This is a genomic window from Xanthomonas sp. CFBP 8151 (genome assembly GCF_011761885.1).
Classification (GTDB): Bacteria; Pseudomonadota; Gammaproteobacteria; order Xanthomonadales; family Xanthomonadaceae; genus Xanthomonas; species Xanthomonas arboricola_B.
Map to the genome: position 1 here is coordinate 1 of NZ_JAASQZ010000003.1, position 13,452 is coordinate 13,452.

General features: G+C 66.5%; 11 protein-coding genes. 7 read left to right on the plus strand and 4 right to left on the minus strand.

Translation table 11 applies throughout. The features are described 5' to 3' along the window. Positions 1-394: 394 nt before the first annotated feature. On the minus strand, positions 395-1,495 hold the full coding sequence (locus FHT08_RS14175) for an NADH:flavin oxidoreductase/NADH oxidase (RefSeq protein ID WP_166775492.1): 1,101 nt from the start codon (positions 1,493-1,495) through the stop codon (positions 395-397). Between the two features lie 578 nt (positions 1,496-2,073). On the opposite strand from FHT08_RS14175, the gene FHT08_RS14180 reads away from it, so the two are divergent. The 6 genes from FHT08_RS14180 to FHT08_RS14205 are packed head-to-tail and all read left to right on the plus strand — an operon-like array spanning position 2,074 to position 7,493. Beyond that, positions 2,074-2,916, plus strand: coding sequence for an STAS domain-containing protein (locus FHT08_RS14180; protein WP_104538236.1), 843 nt, complete (start codon positions 2,074-2,076; stop codon positions 2,914-2,916). A 1-nt stretch (position 2,917) separates the two neighbouring features. Next, complete coding sequence (locus FHT08_RS14185; protein WP_166775493.1) at positions 2,918-3,280, plus strand: STAS domain-containing protein; 363 nt, start codon at positions 2,918-2,920, stop codon at positions 3,278-3,280. Then, on the plus strand, positions 3,277-3,672 hold the full coding sequence (locus FHT08_RS14190; RefSeq protein WP_104606833.1) for an ATP-binding protein: 396 nt from the start codon (positions 3,277-3,279) through the stop codon (positions 3,670-3,672). Before FHT08_RS14185 ends, FHT08_RS14190 begins: the two co-directional genes overlap by 4 nt. Beyond that, the gene (locus FHT08_RS14195) at positions 3,663-4,673 is read left to right on the plus strand and encodes an ATP-binding protein (RefSeq protein WP_104606834.1); all 1,011 of its coding nucleotides are present in this window, start codon (positions 3,663-3,665) and stop codon (positions 4,671-4,673) included. Before FHT08_RS14190 ends, FHT08_RS14195 begins: the two co-directional genes overlap by 10 nt. Further along, positions 4,670-5,545 (plus strand): ATP-binding protein, encoded by an 876-nt coding sequence (locus FHT08_RS14200; RefSeq protein WP_104538232.1) that lies wholly within the window; start codon positions 4,670-4,672, stop codon positions 5,543-5,545. The genes FHT08_RS14195 and FHT08_RS14200 overlap by 4 nt, the downstream gene beginning before the upstream one ends. Further along, positions 5,535-7,493: a response regulator gene (locus FHT08_RS14205; protein ID WP_208409065.1), complete on the plus strand. Its 1,959-nt coding sequence runs from the start codon at positions 5,535-5,537 to the stop codon at positions 7,491-7,493. Before FHT08_RS14200 ends, FHT08_RS14205 begins: the two co-directional genes overlap by 11 nt. Positions 7,494-7,712: 219 nt before the next feature. On the opposite strand, the gene FHT08_RS14210 is transcribed toward FHT08_RS14205, so the two are convergent. Further along, positions 7,713-9,362, minus strand: coding sequence for a glycoside hydrolase family 43 protein (locus FHT08_RS14210; protein WP_166775495.1), 1,650 nt, complete (start codon positions 9,360-9,362; stop codon positions 7,713-7,715). A gap of 270 nt (positions 9,363-9,632) precedes the next feature. On the opposite strand from FHT08_RS14210, the gene FHT08_RS14215 reads away from it, so the two are divergent. Continuing rightward, entirely contained in the window at positions 9,633-12,008 is a 2,376-nt protein-coding gene (locus tag FHT08_RS14215; protein ID WP_166775496.1) for a TonB-dependent receptor, read from the plus strand. A 148-nt stretch (positions 12,009-12,156) separates the two neighbouring features. On the opposite strand, the gene trxC is transcribed toward FHT08_RS14215, so the two are convergent. Both trxC and FHT08_RS14225 read right to left on the minus strand, forming a co-directional pair. Continuing rightward, entirely contained in the window at positions 12,157-12,603 is a 447-nt protein-coding gene (gene trxC, locus FHT08_RS14220; RefSeq protein ID WP_166775497.1) for a thioredoxin TrxC, read from the minus strand. Positions 12,604-12,778: 175 nt separating this feature from the next. Beyond that, entirely contained in the window at positions 12,779-13,144 is a 366-nt protein-coding gene (locus tag FHT08_RS14225) for a DUF1428 domain-containing protein (protein WP_166775498.1), read from the minus strand. Positions 13,145-13,452: the final 308 nt, after the last annotated feature.

The following is a 13,452-nucleotide window of genomic DNA, read 5'->3' on the forward strand; positions in this document are numbered from 1 at the left end:
TGTCACGCCGCCAGGAATGGATGCCCGGAAGAACGTGCAGCTCATCTCGCTGTTCGCATTTCTTTCCGCAACCGACAACAACCGGTGGTGCTTGCACGCGTGCCGGCGTGGGACCTTGAGCGGCATGGATGCCGCGCCAGAGCCTACATGGACGTACTTGCGGCGTGTCCCACACCGGCACGCGTGCAAGCGCCCGCAGCAGACCGGAGCATTCGCGTGGAACCGGCAGAGGTCTTGCACAAGATTGCCAGGTGTGCGGAGTCGGTCGGCAGCGTGGCGCCGCATCCGGTGTCGGGACACGCCGAGAGTCCATCCCTGGAAACTCGGTGGAAGCGCCCGCAGCAGACCTAGGCATGCACGTACCGCAATCTCGCAGTGCATCGCATCTGTGCGATCAGCTGCGCTTGCCGTAACGCTCCAGCCAGTGCGCGTACGAGGGCGGCAGCACCCACGATGGGCGTTCTTCGTCCAGTGCCAACGCGGCATGATACGGCCAATGCGGGTTGGCCAGGTGCGCGCGGCCGACCATCACCAGCTCCATCTGCCCGGCGCCGACAACGCGGTCGGCTTCCAGCGGATCGTCGATGTTCCAGGACGAGGCAATCGGCAGCTGCGCCTCGCGGCTGACCCGCTCGGAGTAAGGCGCCAGCAAGGCCGGCCCCCACGGAATCTGCGCAGTCGGGGCGCTGAAGCCGATGCTGACGTTGAGCAGATCCAGGCCGCCTTGCTTGAAGTTGCGCGTCAGTGCGATGGCTTCCTGCAGGGTTTCTTCGTCGCGGCCATCGAATTCGATCACGCCAAAGCGTGCGGTGAGCGGCAGCTGTTCCGGCCAGACCGTCCGCACGGCTTGCAGTGTTTCCAGCAGGAACCGCGCGCGGTTTTCGGCGCTGCCGCCGTAGTGATCCTGGCGATGATTGGCGTGTACCGAGAAGAAGCTCTGCGCCAGATAGCCATGCGCAAAATGCAGCTCCAGCCACTGGAAGCCGGCATCGCGCGCGCGCTGTGCGGCGGCGACAAAATCGCCGCGCACGCGGGCGATGTCGTCCAGCGTCATCTCGCGCGGCACTTTGGGCAGGCCGCCGCCGAAGGCGACGGCCGAGGGCGAGATGGTGTCCCAGCCACGCGGGTCGCCGTCGGCGATGTGGTCGTCGCCTTCCCACGGCAGGTTGGCACTGGCCTTGCGGCCGGCGTGGCCGATCTGGATGCCCGGCACGGCGCCGGCAGCGCTGATCGATGCCGCGATGCGTGCCAGCCCCTCGGCCTGGGCGTCGTTCCACAGGCCCAGGCAACCGGGGGTGATGCGTCCTTCCGGCGACACGCCGGTGGCTTCGACAATCACCAGGCCCGCGCCGCCGCGCGCCATGCTGGCGTAATGCACCTGATGCCACGCGTTGCTGAGGCCGTCGACGGCGGTGTACTGGCACATGGGCGGAACCGCGATGCGGTTGCGCAGCGTGACGTCCTTGAGTTGATACGGAGAGAACAGCGATGACATGGAGAGCGACCACCTGAGAAAAATCAGGCTGCGATCAGACCACGCGCGACCACCGCGCAGACACCCTGCCGGTGGCACAGCGCGTTGCATGCGCTGCCAGGTGTGCGGATGCGCACCTGGTCCGGCGCGCGGTCGTGCCCGGCGCAGGCGTGGTGGGTGCCGTCACGACATGGACGCCGGGTCGGGGCGGCGCAGCCAGGGCAGGCCAGGTACCGGTCGGAGCGGCCGCTGGACCCTGCGGTGCCGGCCTCGCCGGCCACCATGCCACCGCCAGTGCCGACGCGCCGCACCGGCGCCGGACCCGCGCAGCCGTGCGGCCGCCCTGCACGGTCGCCTGTCCGGCTGCGGCGCGCACCGCAACCGCCGTTGTCCAGGCGTGGCCGCGCTCACGTTTGCCGCCCGCCTTGCGATGTCAAACTATGTCGGGCACCGCGCATGACCGCTACAGGTTGGTCGCTGGTTGCCGAAACTGAATTGCTTTACTCTGCAGCGCTTCGGCGTTGGGGGCGCCGCGTCGGTCAGGGCGCAGTGCCGCCCGTACGCCCAGCCCTTTCTTCTTCATTCCGGCGGGTGATCTCATGGTGGCATTGCAGCAGCGCTCGATCGATGCGATTCGTGGCCAGGAAACTGCGTTGTTGGCTGCATGGCTGGGCTCCAGCCTGGGCAGCGATGGACGCATTTCCCGGCAGGACGTCGAAACACAAAGTGCAGACTTTTTGCATCTGTTGGTCGCCTCCCTGAAGGACGGCGGCAGTACCCTGGACAGCGCCGACTGGAGCGAGGTGCGTCGCTTCCTGGAAAACCTCTCGCGCGACCGCGCCACCCGCGGCTTCGATTCGCAGGAAACCGCCAACTTCATCTTCTCGCTCAAGCGGGTGCTGTTTGCGCTGATGCAGCGCGAGTATGCCGATACGCCAGAGGAACTGGGTCAGCAGCTGTGGGCGCTGTCCGAGCTGCTGGACCGTCTGGGCCTGTATACCGTCAAGGCGTTCCAGAAGACCCGCGAAGACATCATCGTGCGCCAGCAGGAAGAGATGCTGGAGCTGTCCACCCCGGTGGTCAAACTGTGGGACGGCGTGCTGGCACTGCCGATGATCGGCACGCTGGATTCGCAGCGCACCCAGGTGGTGATGGAGTCGCTGCTGCAGCGCATCGTCGATACCGGCTCGGAAATCGCCATCATCGACATTACCGGCGTGCCCACCGTGGACACGCTGGTGGCGCAGCACCTGCTCAAGACCGTCACTGCGATCCGCTTGATGGGCGCCGATGCCATCATCAGCGGCGTGCGCCCGCAGATTGCGCAGACCATTGTGCACCTGGGGCTGGACCTGCAGGGTATCGTCACCAAGGCCAACCTGTCCGACGCGCTGGCGCTGGCGCTCAAGCGCATCGGCGTGACCGTGAACAAGGCAGGCTGACATGGAACGCATCCCGATCCTGCGGATGGGCGACCTGCTGCTGGTCACCATCCAGGTGGACATGCACGACCAGTTGGCGATGACGCTGCAGGAAGACCTGTCGGAAAAGATCAGTGCCACCTCCGCGCGCGGCGTGCTGATCGACATTTCCGCACTGGACATCGTCGACTCCTTCATCGGCCGCATGATCAGCACCATCTCCGGGCTGGCGGCGGTCATGGATGCCCGGACCGTGGTGGTGGGCATGCAGCCGGCCGTGGCGATCACGCTGGTCGAGCTGGGCCTGAACCTGCCGTCGGTGCGCACCGCGCTTGATGTCGAACGTGGCATGCGCCTGCTGCGGCAACCCGATCACGCTTCATGACCACCGGTTCGCAACCGGTGCGCACCGAACAGGACGTGGTGCTGGCCCGGCAGACGGTGCGCAAGCTGGTGGTGCAGTGCGGCCTGCGTCTGGTCGACCAGACCAAGCTGGTCACCGCAGCCAGCGAACTGGCACGCAATACCGTGATCTACGGCGGTGGCGGCGACATGGATTGGGCCCTGGTGGAAAGCGGCATCCGCAAGGGCGTGCAGCTGACCTTCCGCGACGACGGTCCCGGCATTCCCGACCTGGATCTGGCGCTCACCGATGGCTGGACTTCCGGTAGCGGACTGGGATTGGGCCTATCCGGCAGCCGTCGGCTGGTGGATGATTTTGTCCTGGACACTGCAGCCGGCAAGGGCACGCGTATCACCATCACCAAATGGAAGTGACGCTCGCTGGCGAGGTCACGCGCGCGTTTCGTGTCGAGGAGACCAGCCAGGTCGGGCAGGCACGCCGCGAGGCAGCGGCATTGGCACAGACGCTGGGCTTCGATGAGGCCGCCTGCGGGCGCGTGGCGCTGGTGGCCACCGAGCTTGCCACCAATATGGTCAAGCACGGACGTGGCGGCTGCCTGCAGTTGTCTACGGTGGCCGCACGCCAGGGCATGGGCGTGGAGATTTGCGCCATCGACGGCGGCCCCGGGTTTGCACTGGCGGACGGCTTGCGCGATGGCTACTCCACCGCCGGGACGCCCGGCACCGGGTTGGGCGCGATCAAGCGCCAGGCGCAGGTGCTGGATGCGTACTCCGACGCCAAGGGCGCGATCGTGATGACACGGCTGTTTGCGCAGCAACGCGCCGAGCTGGACCTGGCGTACGGTGCCATCCGTCTGCCGCTGCACAACGAAACGGTGTGCGGCGATGCCTGGCATCTGGCCATTGGCGAGCAGCGGGCGACCGTCACCGTGATCGATGGCCTGGGCCACGGTCCGGGCGCTGCCGACGCTGCCGACGCCGGAACGCGCGCTGCGGCCACGGCCAGCGGCGAGCCCGGCGAGCGCATCGCGCAGCTGCATGCCGGCATGTCCGGCACCCGCGGCGGCGCAGCGGCAGTGATGCAGTTCGACAGCAACGCCGGCCGGGTGCGCTTTGCCGGGGTGGGCAATATCGTCGCGTCGCTGTGCGATGGCGACGGCGTGCGCGGCATGCCGTCGCATCCGGGCATCGTCGGGGTGCAGTTCCGCAAGGCGCAGCCGTTCGATTTTCCGGACGCCGCCGGCAAACTGCTGGTCATGCACAGCGACGGTCTGCAATCACGCTGGAACCTGCGCGACCACCCGGGGCTGCTGTCGCGCCATCCGCGTCTGATTGCCGCAGTGCTGTTGCGCGATTACACACGTGGCCGCGACGATTGCGGCGTGTTTGTCATGCGGCTGGGAGGCCTGCAATGAATGCTTCCGGTGAGACATCGCCCCCCGATCCGCTGGCCGAACTCGACGCGCTGCGGCAGCAGAACCAGGCCCTGCGCGAAGAGTTGGAAGAAACCAACCAGGGCGTGCTGGCGCTGTATGCCGAGCTCGATCAGCAGGCCGAGCAACTGCGCGATGTGTCCGAGCTCAAGAGCCGCTTCCTGTCGTACATGAGCCACGAGTTCCGCACGCCGCTCAGCTCGATCCTGAGCATCACCCGCCTGCTCGAAGATGGCATGGACGGGCCGCTGACCGCCGAGCAGTCCAAGCAGGTGCGCTTCGTCAGCGCCTCGGCGCGCGAGCTCACCGAAATGGTCGACGACCTGCTGGATCTGGCCAAGATCGAGGCCGGGCGCATCACCATCTCGCCGGGCTGGTTCGATCTGATGGACCTGTTTGCGGCCTTGCGCGGCATGTTCCGCCCGCTCACCGATGCCAGCAGCACCACCTTGATCTTCGAAGATCCACCGACGCTGCCGATGCTGTACACCGACGACAAGAAGCTGGCGCAGATCCTGCGCAACTTCATCTCAAATGCGCTCAAGTTCACCCCGCAAGGCCATGTGCGCGTGTTCGCACAGCTGGAAGGCGAAACCCATGTGCGCTTCGGCGTGCAGGACACCGGCATCGGCATTCCGGCCGAGCTTCACGATGCCTTGTTCGAAGATTTTGTACAGGTGGACTCGCCGTTGCAGAAACGGCTCACCGGTACCGGTCTGGGGTTGTCGATCTGCAAGCGGTTCGCCGAATTGCTGGGCGGCAGGGTGGGGATCAACAGCGTGGTCGGGCAAGGGTCGGAATTTTTTGTGGTGCTGCCGGTCACGCTGGCACCGGAGGATGCACTTGGGCAGTAAGCCACACATTCTGGTCGTCGACGACAACGCGGTGACGCGTTATTCGGTGCGGCGCGTGCTCGAACATCATCAGTTCGTGGTCGAAGAAGCCGGTACCGGCACCGACGGCCTGACCAAGCTGGCCGGGCAGGCATTCTCTGCGGTGGTACTGGACGTCAATCTGCCGGACATGAGCGGCTTCGACATCGTGCGCACGTTACGCGCCGAGCCGCGCACCGCGTCGCTGCCGGTGGTGCACGTGTCTGCGGCGTCGATCGCCACCGGCGACATGATCACCGGCCTGGAAGCCGGTGCCGATGCCTACCTGATTCACCCGGTCGACCCCAGTGTGCTGGTCGCCACGCTGCGCACCCTGCTGCGCGCGCGCCAGGCCGAGGACGCCTTGCGCATCAGCGAGGCACGCTTCCGCGAGATCTTCGAGCACATCAGCGCGCCGATTGCGGTGGTCGATGCCAGGCTGCACACGCATGAGGCCAATGCGGCGTTCCAGCGCTTGATCGGTGCCGCCACGCCCGGCGAGGTGATTGCCGTGCCCGGCGTGGACCAGGCCGCCACCGTGCACGCGCTGACCAACGCGCTGGCGCAGCGCGAGCGCTGGAGCGGTGCCTTGTCGATCCTGTGCGAGGGCAAGGTGTGCGAGACCGAATGGCGCGTGTCGCCGTATCGCGAACCGGATCTGGGCCTGCTGCTGGTCGAAGACGTCACCGAACAGCGCCTGCGCGAGCGCGAGCAGCGCCAGGAACTGGATACCGCCACCACCGAGCTGGCCCACCAGATCGCCGAGCGCCAGCGCACCGAAATCCAGTTGCTGCAGGCGCAGAAGATGGAGGCGCTGGGCAAGCTCACCGGCGGCATCGCGCACGACTTCAACAATCTGCTGACCAGCATCATTTCCGGCCTGGACATGATCCAGTTGGCGGTCGAGTCCAATCGCATCGAGCGGGTGCCGCGGCTGGCCGAGATCGCCACCGGCTCGGCGCATCGCGCCGCCGCGCTGACCCAGCGCATGCTGGCCTTTGCGCGCAAGCAATCGCTGGATGCGCAGGCCTTCGACATCAACGCACGGGTGCGCTCGCTGGAAGACATGCTGCACCGCTCGATCGGCGAGAACATCGTGCTGGAAATGGAGCTGGCGGACACGCCGCTGGTGGCGGTGGCCGATGCCAACCAGCTCGAAAACGTGGTGCTCAATCTGGTGATCAATGCGCGCGACGCGTTGAAGGGGCGGGGCACCATCCGCATCCAGAGCGCGGCCTATACCGCGCAGGGCGATCCGGAACTGGACGATGGCGATTACGTGGCGGTGAACGTGATCGACAACGGCAGCGGCATCGAGCCGGCCATCCTCAATCAGGTCTTCGAGCCGTTCTTCACCACCAAGCCGATCGGCGAGGGCACCGGCCTGGGCTTGTCGATGACCTATGGCTTTGCGCGCCAATCCGGCGGCACCGCGCGCATCACCAGTACCGTGGGCCGCGGGACCACGGTGGCCTTGCTGCTGCCGCGCGGACTCACCGCCAGCGCAGTGCCGCCGGCACCGGCACCGAGTTCGCCGCGTACGCGCAGCGAGCGCATCCTGCTGGTGGACGACACCGACGTGGTGCGCATGATGGTGAGCGAGGTGCTCAGCGATGCCGGCTACCACGTGATCGAAGCCGAAGACGCCAATGGCGCACTGGATCAGTTGCGTGCCGGTGTGGAGATCGATCTGGTGGTGTCCGACGTCGGCCTGCCTGGCATGAACGGGCGCGACATGGCCGATGTGGCGCGCGCGCTGCGCCCCGGCCTGCCGATCCTGTTCATCACCGGCTACGCCGAAAACGCCGCCACCCGCCAGGAATTCCTGGCTGACGGCATGGCGCTGCTGCCCAAGCCTTTCAGCCTCAACGATCTGCTCAACATGGTCGGGCAGATGCTCGATAGCAGCGTGATCTCCGCCCGCGCCTGACGCCGTTTGCGCGCGTAGGCGCCAGCCGTCGATGCCGACCTGCCGCGCGACGCTGTCGTGGCGACGCCTTGCGCGTTGAATGCCGTCGGGGCCAACGTCGACCCGCTTGTATCAGGTGCGCGCTTCCTGCGCGTGACACGTTACGTTGTACGCGCCTGCCTGTAGCGGGCGGTCGTCCAGTGCGTCGGCAGCGCCGACGTGTCGTTCGCTTGCGCGCGCTCAACGCGAATATGCGTACGGGCCGAACGTGGCGCCCAGGAAACCGCCGGCGCTGTCGGTGCTGAGCATGCTCGCATCGCCCTGTTCCAGCAGCGTCTGCCATTGACCGCTGCCGACCGCGTAATCCACATGCACGCGTGCGCCATCCAGGGCGAAGCGCAGCGTGACCGGTTGGCTTGCATCGGCCAGCGGCGCGCGTGCCAGCACGGTGCCGGTGCCCGGCTCCTGCGTCCCGGCACGGCGGGACAGCACCACCGACATGCCCGCATCGTCGCGCACCAGCAGTGCGGCCAGGAAATGACTTTCCCTGGCGACGATCGCCAGCCCGGCCTGTTCGCCCGCTGCCAGCGTGCTGCCATCGACGGTCGCCCCCAGCGTGGCGTGGTGATGCTGCAGACGGTGGCCGAGATACGCCGGTTGCCCGCGTCCGACATCGCCCAGCGCCACGGTCGAAGGCGTGATGCGCAGACCCTGTGGGCCGGTGACATACCACGGCGTGGTTGGCGGATGGATGGTCATCCATTGCATCGGTACGTGCGCGTCCTGGAAACGCTCGCTCCACTGCATCGGTCCGCTGGTGGGTGTGTCCTGCGGGCCTGCCGGCAGTGGCGGGCGCGCGGCGACCACAGGCACTGCCGTGCCGTGCGGCACTATCACCGGCCAGCCGTCGCGCCACTGCACCGGCAGCAGGAAGGTTTCGCGGCCCAGGTTGTAGCGGTTGCCTTGATACGGGCGGGTGGCCAGGAACACCGCCCACCAGGAGCCGTCCTGCAACTCGACGAACTGCGCGTGGCCTGCGGAGGTGATCGGCGCGTCGCGGCTTGGGTCCAGATCGCGCTGGGTCAGCACCGGATTGCCGCTCCAGGGCTGGTACGGCCCGGCGATCTGGCGGCTGCGGTAGATCATCTGCGCATGCTGCTCGCCGGTGCCGCCCTCGGCTGCGGTGAGGTAGTAGTAGCCATCGCGGCGGAACAGGTGCGGGCCCTCGATATGCTCGGGGTTGCTGGCTGGCCTGAAGCCCGCATCCACCAGCACCTGGCGCGTGCCGACCAGTTTCATGCGGGTCAGATCCAGCTGCTGCAGCCAGATCGCGCGGTGTCCGTCGTAACGCAGCGTGCCGGCAGGCACATCGTTGTTGACCAGCCAGGCGCTGCCGTCGTCGTCGAAGAACAGCGATGGATCGATGCCCTTGGCATCCAGCCAGATCGGGTCCGACCACGGTCCGGCCGGATCCCTGGCGGTGATCAGGAAATTGCCGCCATCGCAGTAGAAACAGGTGTTGGCGATGTAGAAGATGCCGTCGTGGTGGCTGATGCTGGCGGCGAACAGTCCGCGGGTGAGTTCGTCGTTTCCGTATCTGATCTGGCCGGGGCGATCGATCGCATTGCCGATCTGCGTCCAGTGCACCAGATCGCGGCTCTTGAACACCGGCAGGCCGGGGAAATAGCCGAAACTGGAGTTGACCAGATAGAAGTCGTCGCCAACGCGGACCGCAGACGGGTCCGGATGGAAGCCGGCCACGACAGGGTTGCGGTACTGCGCTGCGGTCGGCACCGGGCCGCCGTCATCGCCCTGGTAGTCGATCCGGTTGATCATCGCGCTGCCGGCCTGCGCCAGCTGACAGCTCACTGCGGCCAGTAGGCCCGCCATCCATCCAAGTCGTTTCAAGGTCTGTCCCTCTCCGGAGCGCGTCCACATGGCGCCAGCATGACAGCACACCGCTACTGCAGGCATCTGCCATTTCGCCATGGCTGGCGCGCGCCGCGCACAGGGCTGTGCGGCGGCAGCCACGTGCGCCACGGCACGCTTGCCATAGAGCTGCAACATTGCTGACATATCGTGCGCGCGGCGCCACGTCGCGCCTTCGGCCGGCACAACCCCGTATCGCCCCTCGCGTCACCTACCCAAGGATCATTTCGCATGCCGTTGTACTCGTCTGTCTCCGCGTCCCTGACGTCCGCCGCCACGCACGCACCCGCACGTCGTCGCGCCGCCTTGCAGCGCACGCCGCTGGCGCATGCCTGCGCCGGCCTGCTGCTCGCCTCGCTGGCGGCCGCGGCCTCTGCGCAGCAGGTGCCGACGCGCCAGGGAGAGGGCGAGGGCAGCCCGACCGCGCTGGATACGGTCACCGTCACCGCCGAGCACCGCGAGCAGAACCTGCAGGAAGTGCCGGTGTCGGTGGGCGTGGTGCAGGGCGCGGCGATGCGCGAGTTCACCGCCGGTGGCGACGACACGCTGCTGGCACTGTCCGGCCGCGTACCGGGTTTCTATGCCGAGACCACCACCGGGCGCATCTTCCCGCGCTTCTATATCCGTGGCCTGGGCAATATCGATTTCTATCTTGGCGCTTCGCAGCCGGTGTCCATCATCCAGGACGACGTGGTGCTGGAACACGTGGTGCTCAAATCCAACCCGGTCTACGACGTGGACCAGGTCGAAGTGCTGCGCGGCCCACAGGGCACCTTGTTCGGCCGCAACACCACCGCCGGTATCGTCAAGTTCGACACGATCAAGCCCGGCGATACCTATACCGGCCGCGTCGATGCCAGCTACGGCAGCTACAACACTGTGTCGCTGGACGGCGGCTTCGGCGGCCCGATCAACGACGTGCTGTCGTTCCGCGTGTCGGCCCTGTATCAACACCGCGACGACTGGGTGGACAACACCTTCGCCGGCAGCAGCGCCGACGGCACGCGCACGCCGCGCAAGGATGCGATGGGCGGCTACAACGACCGCAATGCGCGCCTGCAGGTGCTGCTCAAGCCCAACGACGCGTTCTCGCTGCTGGGTTCGGTGCATACCCGCGACTACGACGGTACCTCCACGTTGTTCCTGCGCAATGCGGTCACCCGTGGTAGCGACAAGGTCGACGTGGCGCGCGATCGCGTGGCCTACGACGAGGCGCACGACAACCCGCAGGCGTATCAGACCGACGGCGGCTCGATCAAGGCAATCTACGATTTCGGCGGCGTGTCGCTGACTTCCATCACCGCTTACGAGACCACCTCCGGCTACAGCCGTGGCGACACCGATGGCGGCGCAGCGGCGAACTACCCGGTCAATGGCGTGCCGAACGGCTTCGGCCAGTCGATGGGGCAGATCCGCGACCTGGACCAGTACACCCAGGAACTGCGTCTGGCCAGCGAAGGCGACGACGCACTGCAGTGGCAGGTGGGCGCGTTCTACTTCGATGGGCGCGACACCACCGATTTCTATCAGCGTGCGTATTTCCTGCAGACCGCGGCGCGCAACCCCAACAACTGGGTACGCCTGCGCAACACCAATACCTCCTGGGCCGGGTTCGGGCAGCTCAGCTACAAGGCCACCGACGCACTCACCTTGACCGCCGGTCTGCGCCAGACCAAGGACAGCAAGGAAACCCGTCTGCTCAAGACTGCCGATACCGCCGCAGGTGCGGTGACCTACCGCGGCCGCCGCGACGTGCGCATGTCCGATACCCAGCCCAGCTGGGACCTCAGCGCGATGTATGAGATCAATCCCGAGCTGAGCGTCTATGCGCGCGTGGCACGCGGCTTCCGCGGTCCGACCATCCAGGGCCGCAGCGCGGTGTTCAATTCGGATTTCACCACCGCCGATTCGGAAACCATCCTGTCGTGGGAAGCCGGCATCAAGAGCAGCCTGTTCGACAACCGTCTGCGTCTAAACGTCAGCGGCTTCACCTACACGGTGGACGACATTCAGCTCAACGGCAACGACTCGGACGGCAACGGTGTGCTGTTCAATGCCGACAAGGGCAAGGCCTACGGCCTGGAAGCGGATCTGGACTGGCGCCCGATCTCCAACCTGTCGCTGACCGCCGGACTGAGCCTGCTGCATAGCGAGATCCGGGACGATCGCGTCTATGCGCAGGCCTGTGCGCTCAACGGCGTGGTGGTGTGCACGGTCAACGACCCGACCATCCGCGTCGGCGCCAACACCTTTGCGCAGATCGACGGCAACCCGTTGCCCAACGCGCCCAAGTACAACCTCAACCTGGCCGCGCGCTACGACATCCCGGTGGGCAACGACGGCGCCTTCTTCGTCTCCACCGACTGGAACAAGCAGGGCGAAACCAGCTTCGTGCTGTACGACTCCACCGAGTTCCGCGCCGACGGTAATTTCGAAGGCGGCCTCAAGCTCGGCTACACCGGCGGCTATGGCGCGTGGGAAGTGGCGGCGTTCGCGCGCAACATCACCAACGAAAAGAACGTCAAGGGCGTGATCGAAAACTACATGGCGGCGGTGTACAACGAGCCGCGCGTGGTGGGCGTGTCGGTCAACGTCAACTGGCAGTAAGCGCGATTGAGACGGTAGCGAGCGGCTGCGCAATGGTCTTGTCGGCCGCTCCCGGTTGCTGATCGATCGGCATCACTGCGCGCGTGGCGCAGCGATGCTGGTCGTAGAACCAGGCCCGCTGCGTGCATCGCGCAGCGGGTTTTTTGTATCAACGGCTGCGCAATACCGACTGCACCCAGCTGACGATCTGCGCGCTGCTCACCGCGCCGGAATGACGGCCCAGCTCGCTGCCACCGCGGATGACCAGCAAGGTCGGGATGCTGCGGATGCCAAAGCGCGTGCCCAGCGCCGGATGCAGATCGGTATCGACCTTCGCCAGCCGGACATGCGGTTCGAGCATTGCCGCGGCTGCGGCAAACTGTGGCGCCATGCTCAGGCATGGTCCGCACCACGGCGCCCAGAAATCCACCACCAACGGCAGCGCGCTGCGCACCGCATGCTTGTCGAAATCGGCCGCCGACAGCGCCACCGGCGTGCCTAGGAACAAGGGCTTGCGGCAACTGCCGCAGTTGGGTGCATCGCGCAGACGCGCAGCTGCGACACGGTTCATCGCAGCGCAGTTCGGGCAGGCGATCAAAAGCGGTGCGTCTGTCATGCGGCGGTCTCCGGTGGCAGGCAATGCAATCGCTGCGCTCGCGCATTATGAGCGGCGAGCGCGGCTGCATGCGGCCAGTGTAACGGCCATCGCCGAAGGCCCGGTGTCGTCGGCCACTGCCGCAACACCGGGTGTGCGGCGCTCATGCGACAGGCCGGCGCACGCGCTGCAGTGCTCAGCCCGACTGCCCCAGGCTCAGGATCGGAACGAAGCCGCCGTAGATCAGGCGCTTGCCATCGAACGGCATCGGGTTGACCGACGAGTCCATGCGCGGGTCGTCCATCATCTTGCGCATGCCCGCATCGCGGGTCGCCTTGTCCGGCCATTCGATCCACGAAAACACCACGGTTTCGTCCTCGCCGGCATCGACCGCGCGATGGAAGTCGGTCAGTTGTCCATGCTGGACGTCATCGCCCCAGCACTCCACCACGCGCAACGCGCCGTACTCGATGATGACGGCATCGCCCATGCGGGCATGTTCCAGAAACGCGGCCTTGTTGGCCGTGGGCACCGCAAGCGCAAACCCATCCACATACGACATGACCACCTCCTCAGACATGGCGCACGGCGTGCGCCTGATGATGACGAACAGATGCTGGTGCGATCGACACAAGCGGCAAAGCAGCGCCAGAGCGTGTGCCGCCCCGCGCATGGAGTGCGAGCATACGGCGCATCTGGCCGGCGAGCACTGGTCGCGCTCGCATGACGTTGATGCACACGTCGTTGTGCCTGGCTTGCATTGCCGGATCGCGCGCGCGGCACGATGCGCGGTGCATTCTGGATGAGTTCGTCAGGGGGCGTTGTCGCCAGGGACTGGCGCTGCGACGGGCGCCAGCATGGGCATCGCGT

Bases quoted from the DNA above. Each gene is read 5' to 3' on its own strand.
- FHT08_RS14175 (WP_166775492.1), bottom strand. From the start codon at position 1,495: ATGTCATCGCTGTTCTCTCCGTATCAACTCAAGGACGTCACGCTGCGC.
- FHT08_RS14180 (WP_104538236.1), top strand. From the start codon at position 2,074: ATGGTGGCATTGCAGCAGCGCTCGATCGATGCGATTCGTGGCCAGGAA.
- FHT08_RS14185 (WP_166775493.1), top strand. From the start codon at position 2,918: ATGGAACGCATCCCGATCCTGCGGATGGGCGACCTGCTGCTGGTCACC.
- FHT08_RS14190 (WP_104606833.1), top strand. From the start codon at position 3,277: ATGACCACCGGTTCGCAACCGGTGCGCACCGAACAGGACGTGGTGCTG.
- FHT08_RS14195 (WP_104606834.1), top strand. From the start codon at position 3,663: ATGGAAGTGACGCTCGCTGGCGAGGTCACGCGCGCGTTTCGTGTCGAG.
- FHT08_RS14200 (WP_104538232.1), top strand. From the start codon at position 4,670: ATGAATGCTTCCGGTGAGACATCGCCCCCCGATCCGCTGGCCGAACTC.
- FHT08_RS14210 (WP_166775495.1), bottom strand. From the start codon at position 9,362: ATGGCGGGCCTACTGGCCGCAGTGAGCTGTCAGCTGGCGCAGGCCGGC.
- FHT08_RS14215 (WP_166775496.1), top strand. From the start codon at position 9,633: ATGCCGTTGTACTCGTCTGTCTCCGCGTCCCTGACGTCCGCCGCCACG.
- trxC (WP_166775497.1), bottom strand. From the start codon at position 12,603: ATGACAGACGCACCGCTTTTGATCGCCTGCCCGAACTGCGCTGCGATG.
- FHT08_RS14225 (WP_166775498.1), bottom strand. From the start codon at position 13,144: ATGTCGTATGTGGATGGGTTTGCGCTTGCGGTGCCCACGGCCAACAAG.